Raw genomic sequence first — 11,652 nt, forward strand, 5'->3', positions numbered from 1 at the left:
GCCGCCCCTTTTTTTGGCCCTTTCTGTCTGGCCCTTCCTGTTTTTCCGGTCTGTTACGGTCCCGCTTGCATGGACTGCGACATTGTAGTAGTACTGCGACGGAAACGGAGATTCGCGATGCCTGACACCCCTGATCTTTCCAGAGCGGAATACGACGTTCTGCGCGTACTCTGGCGTCTGCGTGAGGCCAGTGTGCGGGAGGTGCATGACCAGCTCGCGCCCGATACCGGCTGGGCCTACACCACCACCAAGACCGTGATGGACCGCATGGCGGCCAAGGGCCTTCTCGCCCGCGACAACCAGCATGGCGCGTTTGTCTATCGCCCGCTGGTCTCCCGTGCGGCGGGTCTGGCCCGTTTTGTCCGCTTCTTCGCCGACCGGGTGGTGGAGCGGGATCTGGGCGCCGTTCTCGGGCTTTTCCGCAACAGCGAGGCCCTCAGCGCCGAGGAGCTGGCGGAGCTGGAGCGTCTGGTTCAGGCAGAGGATGAGGATACGGCCGGCAAGGCCGAGGCAGAGGGGAATCGGTGATGGACAGCAGCAGCCTTTCGGCCGTGTTCGGCCTGTCCGGCAGCATGCTGGACTTTCTTGCCCGCCAGTCGCTCTATGCGGCGGCCGTGGCGGTCGTGGTGTGGACGGTTCTGGCGGCGGTGAAGCCGCGTCATCCCATGTTGCATCTGGCGCTGTGGTGGCTGGTGCTCGCCCGGCTTGTGCTGCCGGCGGACTTCTCCACCTCCTGGAGCCTGCGCGCCACGGCGGAGACCGTGCTGGCGCAGGTGGTCTGGCCGGCGGGCGAGCCCCGCGTCAAGGTGCCGGGCAGTGAGGATCTGGCGCCGGTTGCCTCGCCGCTGCCTGTCGAAGTGGCGGCCGGGGAGGGCACTGCCGGGGCGGCCCTGCCGGAGACGGTCGTTGCGTCCTCGTCCTTCGATGCTGCCGAGCTGCTGCCGCTGGGGTTGTTCCTGTTCTGGCTGGGCGGCGCGGCGGCCATGTCCATTCTGCTGGTGCGGGCGGAGCGCTCGGCGCGCCATGCCATCCGCATGGCCGAACCGGTGGATGCGCCCCTGCTGCGCCAGCTGGCGGACGCCTGGGCGCAGCGGTTCCGGATTTCGCGCCGCGTGCGGGTACTGGTGACGCAGGAGGCGACCGCGCCGTTCACGGCGGGGCTGTTCCGCCCGGTGATCGTGCTGCCGCGCACCCTGCTTGACCGGCTGGACGCAGTCGAGATGAGCGCCGTCATCGGCCACGAGATGTCCCACATCCGCTCCTACGACGTGGCCTGGCGTATGCTGGAGCGGGTGCTGCTGGTGGTGTTCTTCTTCCACCCGATGGTGTGGATGGCTGTGCGCCGCATCGACACGGCGCGGGAGGCGGCCTGCGACGTGGCGGCGGCGAACAGCGGCATGGTTGCCCGCAACTCCTACGCCAAGGGTCTGCTGGCGGCGCTCAAGGCCTTCCGCATCGAGCCGGAGATGGCGTTTGCCCGCACCCTCAGCATTCAGGGCGGCACCAGCGATGGCCTCAAGACCCGTCTCATCTGGCTGAAGGGGGAGACCGCCATGTCCACCCCCGCCAAGATGATGGGCGCCGTTGGCGTCGTGGGGCTTGGCCTGCTGGTCCTGCCGATGGCCGAGGCCCGTCAGGCCGTGCCGACCCTCGACGCGCTGGAAACCGCGTCCCTGCCTGCGGCGGTGCAGACGGCGGAAGCCCCGCGGGTCCCCGCTGCGCCGCGCGCGCCGCAGGCCCCGGCCGCGCCGCAGGTTGCGGTGGCGCCCGAGGCTCCGGCCGTGCCTGAAGTGCCCGCCGTGCCCGCCGTGCCCGAGGTTCCTCCGGTGCCCGCGCCCGTGAACGTATGGTCTCCCGCGTTCGCGCAGAGCATCCAGCGCACGGTGGACGCCAGCCTGAAGACCGAGGCCGCCGCCCGTGAGACCGAGCGGAAGATCACCGCCAAGCTCGCCGGGCTGGACGAGAAGATTGCACGCACGGTGGAAAGCGCCATGGCGGATGCCGAGCGCGCGCGCCGCACGGGCTTTGCCTATGCGCGGAGCGGCGATTACGTGGTGTCCACCGATGCGGACAAAGGCGGCTACAGCGCCTCCGTTGCAGCGGACGAGTTCGCGCTCGCCCTGGCGGTCGATGCCGAGACGATCCGCCGGCACTCCCTGGCCGAGGTGGTCAACCGCCTGCGCACCACTGCGCGTCAGATGCGGGCGAACCCCCGCCAGTTCGACCCGGACGACATGGGCGCGTTCGTCCTGCGCACCGATGATGGCATCACCATCAAGGTCGCGGGGGCGATCGACAAGGCGGCCGATGCGCTCGAAGAGCGGATCAACGTGATGGAGCGTGAGCGCGGCGGCCGTCGCTGACAGTCCCCTCGTGGCGCGGGCCGCGCCGCGCCAGCCTCACTCCGCCAGCCTTTTTCCGCCAAACTCACTCCGGCGGTGTAAACCGCATCAGGGCCGCCTCGTCCGCTTCCAGCTGTTCGAGGCGGTCCGCTTCCTTTCGGGCGTTCTCGATGAAGCGGGCGGCGGCGATGTCCAGCGTCTTGAAGTCGGCGAAGGCGTCGGCCAGCTTGTCCTGAAGCGCGTCGATCTCGGCCTGGAGCTTCGCCATGTCCCGCTCTACCTGTTGCCGCGCCAGCCGCTGGCGGCCAAGGTACGCGCCGAAGTCGGCCACGCCGATCAGCGCTTCGGTTGCATCCTGCTGCGCTTCCGCGGCGATCTCGGCGTCGATGCCCCGGAGCTTGCCTTCGAGCGCATCAAGCCTGGCGTAGAGCGCGCCGATCTCGCGGCGCAGCTCGTCCAGCTCGTTCTTCTTCAGGCGCAGGCCGGCGTCGTAGGGCGTTTTCATCTAGCGGTTCCGCCTCAGGCGAGAATCTGGGCCAGTTGCTGGAAGCTCTCGGCCGCGCGGGTGTGCTCGCCCTTGCGCTGGTTGAGGAAGGCCTCGATCTTCGGGGCGTAGTTCAGCGCCGCGTCCACCTCCGGGTTGGAGCCGCGCCGGTAGGCCCCGAGTCGGATCATCTCCTCCATGTCCGCATAGACCGAAAGGTGCGCCTTGGCCGCGCGCATGAGCCGGTTTTCCTCGTCCGAATGGGCACCCGGCAGGGTGCGGGAGACGGACTTCAGCACGTTGATCGCCGGATAGCGCCCGCGCTCGGCGATGGCGCGCTGCATGACGATGTGTCCGTCCAGAATGCCGCGCACGGCGTCCGCCACCGGCTCGTTGTGGTCGTCGCCGTCCACCAGCACGGTGAACAGGCCGGTGATGGCGCCGCCGTTGCCGGTGCCGGGCCCGGCCCGCTCCAGCAGCTTGGGCAGCTCGGCGAACACGGTCGGCGTATAGCCCTTGGAGGCGGGCGGCTCGCCGGAGGCCAGGCCGATCTCGCGCTGGGCCATGGCGAAGCGGGTGACCGAGTCCATCATGCACAGCACATGCTGGCCCTGGTCGCGGAAATGCTCCGCCAGCGCGAAGGTGAGGTAGGCCGCCTGGCGGCGCATCAGCGCGGGCTCGTCGGAGGTGGCCACCACCACGATGGACCGGGCGAGACCCTCGGGGCCCAGATCATCCTCAAGGAATTCCTGCACCTCGCGGCCGCGCTCGCCGATGAGGCCGATGATGGCCACGTCGCAGTCCGTATAGCGGGCCAGCATGGAGAGCAGCACCGACTTGCCCACGCCCGAGCCCGCGAAGATGCCGAGGCGCTGCCCCTTGCAGCACGGGGCGAACACATCGAGCGCGCGCACGCCGAGGTCGATCTTGCCGCCCACCCGGTCGCGCGCATGGGCGGCAGGCGGCTTGCCGCGCACCTGGCGGGGCAGGGGGCCGCGCGGCAGCGGGCCCTTGCCGTCCACCGGCTCGCCCAGACCGTTGATCACCCGGCCCAGCCACGCCTGGGTGGGGCGCACCTCCGCCTCGCTCGCCAACACATAGGCCTTGCTGCCGACGCCAACGCCGTCCAGCGCGCCATAGGGCAGGCACAGCGCCCGGCTGTCGCGAAAGCCCACCACCTCGGCCTGGATGATGCCGCCGTCGCGCCGTTGCAGACCCAGCCGCGCGCCGACGGCGGCGGCCTGTCCGATGCCCGACACTTCCACCATCAGACCCCGAACGGCAGCGAGCCGCCCGTAGGCATCGCCTCGGGAGACGGATTTCAGTTCTTCGGCCAACGACTGGAAATACATGCGCACACGCCCCTGTGAAGGTTAAGCCATGGTCACCAAACAGGCTTAAGGAAGGGTGAATCCCGTCCCCGCAATGAATTGAGTGGGGAAAATTATTTTTCTAGCTGAGGTTGCGTTTAAGACAGTTGCCATTCATAAAGATTAACGGCATTAATATTTCAGTAACCGGTTCTGTTAATATTGCTTACCGGGTTTGGTGAAGAATTTTGCGTCAACCGATCTAGGGGGCTTGGAATAGGGGGACGATCATGCGGGTACTCTTGATAGAGGATGATGCCTCTACCGCCAAAAGCGTTGAACTGATGCTGAATGCAGAAGGCTTCAACGTTTACACCACCGATCTGGGCGAAGAAGGCCTCGATCTGGGCAAGCTGTACGATTACGACATCATCCTGCTGGACCTGCACCTGCCGGATATGCACGGCTATGACGTGCTGAAGAAGCTGCGCATGGCCAAGGTCTCGACGCCGATCCTGATTCTCTCTGGCCTCAGCGAGCCGGACACCAAGGTCAAGGGGCTGGGCTTCGGTGCGGACGACTATGTGACCAAGCCCTTCCACAAGGAAGAGCTGATCGCCCGCATCCATGCGGTGGTGCGCCGCTCCAAGGGGCACTCCCAGTCGGTCATCCGCACGGGCAAGCTTGCGGTCAACCTTGACACCAAGACGGTGGAGGTCAACGGCCAGCGCGTGCATCTCACCGGCAAGGAATACGCCATGCTGGAGCTGCTGTCCCTGCGCAAGGGGACCACGCTCACCAAGGAGATGTTCCTCAACCATCTCTATGGCGGCATGGACGAGCCGGAGCTGAAGATCATCGACGTGTTCATCTGCAAGCTGCGCAAGAAGCTGGCGGCCGCCTGCGGCGGCGAGAACTACATCGAGACGGTCTGGGGCCGCGGCTACGTGCTGCGTGATCCGGATGCGGAGGCCATTCCGCCGCGCGCGGCCATCGGCCAGTAACCCGTGAAAGGCTGAAGGCCCAGGTGACGGGGGCCCGGAAAACGGGCGAACGCTCCCGGGCCAGCCACGCCTTCGGTTGCGGCGGTGCTACCGTTCCAGACGGTGGCGAAAGACCAGTGTTCCCGACATTCCCCCTGCCTCGACGGCGGCGGTGAAATCCCGGGTGGCGCTGCGCTGAAGCGCCACATCCAGCGGCTGTTCCGTTTCCACGGCAAGGTTCAGAAAGCGCGGCGTCACCCTGCCGCGCAGCCGCAGCGGGCCGAGCGCGTCGAACTCCACCTCAACGGCAAAGCATACCTCCTGTCCCGCTCCGTCGCGCCGGGTGCCGGGCGCGTCCTCCTCCTCCCGGCGCACGGGCTGCCAGACCAGCATGGTCAGCGGCATCGGGCCGTGCGGCGTTTGCAGGGTCATGACGAGCGGCAGGGCGTCGGGCGCGGAATCCGCTGCCCCGCGCGCAATGGTCGGTGCGGCTGTTGCCGCTCTCACCAGATCGGCGGCGCGGGCGGGGGGCGGCGGTGCGGGCGGCAGCGCGGCGTTTGCCTCGACAGGAACATCCGCGAGGCTGCCCCGCGTCCTTGCCATGCTGGCGTGCGACGTCACGTCGAAGCCCCTGCGCCCCAGCGCCTGCATGACCGCCAGCACCAGCGCTTCGCCCGGATCAAGCGGCGCGGCAGGGCTGCGGATGGCCTCGGGCGTGATGGTCACGCCAGCGCCCGGCATCGGCACGCCCGGCGCGGGAGGCAGAGCAGGAGACGTTGGCGCGGCCACCTCCGGCGCGTCGGCGTCCGCGCCGCTTGCGGAGGCAGGCGTGGCGGGAGCGGCGGGCCGGGCAGGGCCTTCCGCGCTGACCCCGGTGTTGTGCGGCGTAGGCGTCGCGGCCAGCAGGGCGTCCCGGCCGCGCGTGACCAGCAGGATCAGTTGGGTGCCGGGCTCGGGCCGGGGCAGGTGGGCAGGCAGATCAATCGTCAGCACGGCACCACCGGCCGCGAGCCGCATCGTCTGGCGCGGCTCCGCCCCCGGAGCAGCCGGGCCGGGCTGGGCCCCTGCATCCCTTTCCGGTCCGTGAGGGCGCACATTCCCCTCCTGCACCTGCGCGCGCACCCCAAGAGGGGTGGCGTTGCCGGCCGCTGCCGTTTGGGCGGTCGACTCCGGCACAGGGGGGAGAGCGGATGAGAGCTCAGGGGTCTTTCCGCCCGCCTCCGTGGAGAAGGCAGCGCCGGGCGCGGGGCTCCCTTGCGCACCTGCGGGCTGGGCTGGCGCTCCATCGCTGCCCGCGCCACCACCGGAAATGGGTGTGGCAGGGGCCGGGCTGGTCCCTGGCGCCCGAGGTGCGGCAGGGGGCGCGGCGGCAGCAGCGCCAGACCCGGTGTTACCAGCGGCGGGCGAGGGTGCGTCCGGCGGCAGCACGACGGCGGTGACGAGTCGGCCATTGGCGGCAAGACGGGCCAGCGGCGACTCCGGGGCAGGTTGCGTCAGCGGCGTCACCTCGCCCGGTTCCGCCACCGCCAGCACGCTGACAGCAGCGGCTGCCGGGGGCCTGCCGGGCGACTCGACGCGCAAGGCGAGCACCGGCGCATCGAGCAGGATTGTCAGGGCTTGGGCGGCCGCCCTGTCGGCGGGCAGCGGCGCGGCTGTCTCTCCCCCGGGGGCGAGCCCGGCGATGGGGCCCGAGGCAACAGGCGGCAGGCCCACACCGGGCCCGGGCCGGACACTCTGGCCGGGCGCGAGTGGAGTCGGGCCGGACTGCGACAGGCCGGGAGAGGTGTTCGCAGCGGGGGCGGTGGGAGGCCGCAGGTCCGGGGTCTCGGCAAGGGCACCGCGCCCGCGCAGCGGCAGGGGGTCGCCCGGGAACAGGCTGGGCAGCGGCAGCTCCTCCAGCGCCGGTGCAGGCGGCATCGGCGGCAGCGGCGCGGCCCTTGGGGGAAGCGGCGGCGCGGCAGAGGGCGGGGCGGCAGAGGGCGGGGCGTTCTCCGGCGGTAGCGGCGGCACTGCCCGGTCGGGCAGGGCGACAAGCGCCAGCCGCACCGGCCGGGGCGGGTCAAGCGCCGTGCCGTCAACCGCCACCAGCAGGGCGGCAATGGCGCGGTCAGCGCGGGTGAGCACGACGGAGAGTTCGCTCTCCGCCGGCAGGTCCGGTGCGGGATCGACGACAAACCCGCCCTCCGGTGTCTCCAGCCAGGCATGGGGGCGCAGGGCGGGCGGAAAGCGCAGGGCCCCGCGCAACTCCTGCCCCACCTTGAGGCCCGCCAGCGTCGCGGCCAGGGCAACGGCGGGCTCGGCGCCGCTGGAGGTTGCGGGGCGGCCTGCCGTCTCCGGCGCGGCGGCTGGCGACGGCGCAAGCGCGCTGGCGTGGCCGGCGCTGCCGGTGTCGCGGGTGCCTGCCCCCTGCGCGCCGGTTCCGTGCGCCCCTGCGGGTTGCTGGACCGGCGCTGCGCCGCCGACCGCGCCCGCCTTCGTCATGGCGTCAGTCCTTCGCGATCCGGGCGGCGAGCGCTTCGATGTCCTGCGCGGCGGGGCTGTCCGGGTAACGGGCCAGCAGCGACATCTGGGCGCGGATGCTGTCCTTCACCTTGTTGTCGCGCCGGATGATGCCGGCGAGCGGCGGGGTGAACTTGAGGAAGTTGGCGCAGGCGCGGGAGATGGTCTCGTAGGTCTGCTCGCCCTCGCGGCGGCCTTGCGCCTGGTTGATGACGATGCGGATATCCGCCGACGGGTCGCGCAGGCGCCGCAGCTTGATGAAGGCGTAGGCGTCGGTGATGGAGGTGGGCTCGGGCGTCACCACCACGAGGCAGCGGCCGCCGTGGCTGGAGAGAATGGCCACCGGCTGCTCGATGCCCGCGCCGAGGTCGAGGAGCACGTGGTCATAGGCGCCCGCCGCCTGCACGAGGTTCTGCCGCAGGCCGATGAGCGCATCGCGCCCGAGACCGGCCAGCGTGCCCGCGCCCGACCGTCCCGCCACCACATCGAACCCGGCCGTGCGGGCCGCATCGTCCTCGTAGCGGCACAGTGCTTCCGTCAGCTTCAGGCGGCCGGAGAGAATGTCGGAGGTGTCCGCCTCCGGCGAAAGGCCGAGCTGGATGTCCACGTTGGCAAGGCCCAGGTCGCCGTCGAACAGCATGACCTTGCGGCCCATGCGCGCCAGTGCGTGCGACAGACTGATGGCCAGCCAGGTCTTGCCCACACCGCCCTTGCCGGAGGCGATGGTGATGAGGCGCTTCTCGTTGGGATGGGGCAGAGGACGCAATTGGGAAACCGGGGCGGTCATGAGGCGGCCTTTTCTTGCACAATACGGGCAATGTGATTGGGGTCGGGTTTGTCGAGGAGATATTCCGCCAGCGCCATGGGGCTGGCGGGCTGAATGAGGTCGGCCAGATACGGGCTGGCGGAGAAACCGGCCAGCGCGAGGCGCGAGCGGATCGGCGCCGTGAGCGTGGCCGCGAGGCGGCGGCTGGCGTCGAGCCGGGTGACGATCATGCGCCGCACGCCGAGCGAGGCGAAGATCTCCGCCATCTCGGCCGCTTCCAGCGCGTCGGCGCCCGCCGCCATCACCCAGACGGGCTCGGCGCCCGAGCGCTTGACCGCGTAGGCCAGCAGCTCGATGTCGGCGAGGGCGTAGGGGTTGATCCCCATGCTGTCGATGACGGTGAAGCCTTCATAGAGGGGCGTCAGCAGCCGCTCCAGGTGGGCGGCGTCGTCGGCGCAGGCCATCTCCACCTCCGCCGGGCCGCAGAAGGCGCGCAGCTGCTCCACCGCGCCCGCCGCCTTGCTGTCCAGCGTGATGACCCGGGCCGGCCGGTCCTGCCCGCGCGCTTCCACCGCGAGACGCACGGCGGCCAGCGTCTTGCCCTGGCCCGGCGCGCCCAGCAGCAGCAGCGGGCGGTTGGAGGCAACGTCGATCGGCATCACCTTCACCTGATCGTCGATCGCCATGGCGAAGGCTTCCGCCATGTCGCAGTCCGGCCGCGCGGCGGCGCTGGTTTGCAGCCGGGTGGACAGCGGCGAGGGGATGCCGTGATAGCGCAGCACCGCCGCCAGATGCGCAGCGTCGAACGGCTGGAACGGCCGGGTGACGACGGGGTCGGGCGCGTCGATCGGCTCGGGCTCGGGGCGATGCTCGATCGCGGCGGTTATGCGCACGAGCCCGGAGCGCTTGTCATGGTCGATGTTGACGATGACCGCATCGTCCCCCAGCTCGGCGCGGACTTTCTCCCTCGCCTGCTCGACGGTCTTGCCGGTGTAGATCTTTAGACGCACGGTTCGATCAAGCCCTCTTGTCCGCCCCCACTGTGGCGCACCATGGCAAACGAGACGTTAACGCCCTGAAACTTTCGCGCATGTTCCATCGGGTCAGATGCTGCCTACGGCGCGAATCTTCGCCTTGGGGTGAATTTCGTTCTGGCTGAGCACCACCGTGGCCGGCCGGAACCGCTCGACGATCGAGCGCACGTAGGGGCGAATGCCGGGCGAGGTGAGGAGGCACGGCAACTCGCCCCGGCCCGCCTGCTGCTCGAAGGCATCGCGCACGGCGGCGATGAACTCCTGCAAATGGGTGGGGGCCATGGCCAGCTGCTTTTCCTCGCCCGGGCCGGTGAGGCTCTCGGCGAATCGCTGCTCCCACAGCGGCGAGAGGGTAAGCAGGGAGATCACGCCGTTGCGCGCGTTGGCCGCGCAGATCTGGCGGGCGAGGCGGGCGCGCACATGCTCGGTGATCATGACGAGGCTCTGGGTATAGCCCACCGCCTCGGCGATGCCTTCCAGAATGGTCGGCAGGTCGCGGATCGAGACCTGCTCGCCCAGCAGGTTCTGGAGCACCCGCTGCACGCCCGAGAGCGCAATGCGGTTGGGAATGAGGTCGGCGATGAGCTTCTGGTTCTCCTGGCCCAGCTCGTCCAGCAGCTTCTGGGTCTCGGCGTAGGAGAGCAGCTCGGGGATGTTGTCCTTGATCGCCTCGGTCAGGTGGGTGGTGATGACGGTCGGGGCATCCACCACCGTGTAGCCGCGGAAGTTGGCCTCGTCGCGCAGGCCCTTGTCCACCCACAGGGCGGGCAGGCCGAAGGCGGGCTCGCGCGTGTCCTCGCCCGGCAGGTCGACGCGCTCGCCGCTCGGGTGCATCACCAGCAGCATGCCCGGGCGCAGGTCGCCCCGGCCCACCTCGGTTTCCTTGATGAAGATCGCGTAGGTGTTGGGCGGCAGCGCCATGTTGTCGAGGATACGCACCGACGGCATGATGAAGCCGAAATCGGTCGCCAGCTGGCGGCGCAGCGCCTTGATCTGGTCGGTCAGGCGATGGCCCGACGAATTGTCGTTGACCAGCGAGAGCAGGCCGTAGCCCAGCTCCAGCCGGATCTGGTCCATGGCGAGCGCGGCGGTGATCGGCTCCTCGGCGGGCGTGGCCTTGGCCAGTTCCTCGGCGGCCCTGGCCTCCTCGGCCTTGATGACGGCGTCCTTCTGCTTCTTCATCAGCGCCCAGGCGGCATAGCCGGTCAGCCCGGAGAGAATGGCGAAGGGCAGGAACGGCAGGCCGGGCAGGAAGGCGATGCAGGCGAGCAGGCCCGAGACCACGGCCAGCGCCTTGGGATAGTTGGTGAGCTGGCCGATCAGCGCTTCGTCGGTGCGGCCCGCGACACCGCCCTTGGTGACGAGCAGACCGGCGGCGGTCGAGACCACCAGCGCCGGGATCTGCGAGACCAGACCATCGCCGATGGTCAGGACCGTATAGGTGTGGAAGGCCGTGCCGAAATCCACGCCGTGGATGCCGACGCCCACGATGAGGCCAACGACGATGTTGATGCCGGTGATGAGCAGGCCCGCCACCGCGTCGCCGCGCACGAACTTGCTGGCACCGTCCATCGCGCCGAAAAAGCCGCTCTCGGCCTCGATTTCCTTGCGCCGCGCCTTGGCCTGCGTCTCGTCGATGAGGCCCGAGGAGAGGTCCGCGTCGATCGCCATCTGCTTGCCGGGCATGGCGTCCAGGCTGAAGCGGGCGGCCACTTCCGCGATGCGCCCCGCGCCCTTGGTGATGACGACGAAGTTGATGACGAGGAGGATGAGGAACAGCGTGATGCCGATGACGGCGTCGCCGCCCATGATGAACGAGCCGAAGGCCTGGACGATGCCGCCCGCCGCGTGGGTGCCCTCATGGCCGTGGGCGAGGATCAGGCGGGTGGTGGCGATGTTCAGGCCGAGCCGGAACATGGTGACCACCAGCAGGATCGTCGGGAAGGACGAAAGCTGAAGCGGCTTCTCGATGAACAGCGTCGTCATCAGGATGAGGACGGCGAGGGTGATCGAGAGCGCCAGCCCCATGTCCAGAAGCCAGGTGGGCAGGGGCAGGATCAGCATCAGCACGATGGCGAGGATGCCCACCGCCATCGCGATGTCCTGCGACGGCGTGATCCGGTTCAGCAGGCCCGCAAGGCCGCCGCCCGTTGCCGCCGCGGGCTTTTCCGTGGTTGCATCCGCCATGACTGTCCGCCGGTTCCTGTTTCTCTGGTTTGCTGTCTATCGCAGGC

At 69.5% G+C, this 11,652-nt stretch carries 9 protein-coding genes; 3 read left to right on the forward strand and 6 right to left on the reverse strand.

The features are described from left to right. Nucleotides 1–117: 117 nt before the first annotated feature. The gene (locus tag ACSJJU_RS11870) at nt 118–528 is read left to right on the forward strand and encodes a BlaI/MecI/CopY family transcriptional regulator (protein ID WP_435915706.1); all 411 of its coding nucleotides are present in this window, start codon (nt 118–120) and stop codon (nt 526–528) included. Further along, nucleotides 528–2,363: a M56 family metallopeptidase gene (locus tag ACSJJU_RS11875; protein WP_435915707.1), complete on the forward strand. Its 1,836-nt coding sequence runs from the start codon at nt 528–530 to the stop codon at nt 2,361–2,363. The genes ACSJJU_RS11870 and ACSJJU_RS11875 overlap by 1 nt, the downstream gene beginning before the upstream one ends. A 64-nt stretch (nt 2,364–2,427) precedes the next feature. Here the strand turns inward: ACSJJU_RS11875 and ACSJJU_RS11880 are convergent, their stop codons facing one another. After that, nucleotides 2,428–2,847: a flagellar export protein FliJ gene (locus ACSJJU_RS11880; protein ID WP_435915708.1), complete on the reverse strand. Its 420-nt coding sequence runs from the start codon at nt 2,845–2,847 to the stop codon at nt 2,428–2,430. Nucleotides 2,848–2,861: 14 nt separating this feature from the next. Then, nucleotides 2,862–4,178, reverse strand: coding sequence for a flagellar protein export ATPase FliI (gene fliI, locus ACSJJU_RS11885; RefSeq protein WP_435915709.1), 1,317 nt, complete (start codon nt 4,176–4,178; stop codon nt 2,862–2,864). A gap of 248 nt (nt 4,179–4,426) precedes the next feature. On the opposite strand from fliI, the gene ctrA reads away from it, so the two are divergent. Continuing rightward, nucleotides 4,427–5,140 (forward strand): response regulator transcription factor CtrA, encoded by a 714-nt coding sequence (ctrA, locus tag ACSJJU_RS11890; protein WP_435915711.1) that lies wholly within the window; start codon nt 4,427–4,429, stop codon nt 5,138–5,140. 87 nt (nt 5,141–5,227) lie between these two features. On the opposite strand, the gene ACSJJU_RS11895 is transcribed toward ctrA, so the two are convergent. The 4 genes from ACSJJU_RS11895 to flhA all read right to left on the reverse strand — a co-directional run bounded on the left by ACSJJU_RS11895 (nt 5,228) and on the right by flhA (nt 11,605). Beyond that, the gene (locus tag ACSJJU_RS11895) at nt 5,228–7,600 is read right to left on the reverse strand and encodes a hypothetical protein (protein ID WP_435915712.1); all 2,373 of its coding nucleotides are present in this window, start codon (nt 7,598–7,600) and stop codon (nt 5,228–5,230) included. 4 nt (nt 7,601–7,604) lie between these two features. Next, on the reverse strand, nt 7,605–8,405 hold the full coding sequence (locus tag ACSJJU_RS11900; RefSeq protein ID WP_435915713.1) for a MinD/ParA family protein: 801 nt from the start codon (nt 8,403–8,405) through the stop codon (nt 7,605–7,607). Continuing rightward, entirely contained in the window at nt 8,402–9,394 is a 993-nt protein-coding gene (locus tag ACSJJU_RS11905) for a hypothetical protein (RefSeq protein ID WP_435915714.1), read from the reverse strand. The genes ACSJJU_RS11900 and ACSJJU_RS11905 overlap by 4 nt, the downstream gene beginning before the upstream one ends. 93 nt (nt 9,395–9,487) lie before the next feature. Next, a complete protein-coding gene (gene flhA, locus ACSJJU_RS11910; protein ID WP_435915716.1) occupies nt 9,488–11,605 on the reverse strand; it encodes a flagellar biosynthesis protein FlhA in 2,118 nt (705 codons plus the stop codon). Between the last annotated feature and the right edge of the window lie 47 nt (nt 11,606–11,652).

The sequence above is a fragment of the Pedomonas sp. V897 genome, from assembly GCF_051304405.1.
Taxonomy (GTDB): Bacteria; Pseudomonadota; Alphaproteobacteria; order Sphingomonadales; family Sphingomonadaceae; genus Pedomonas.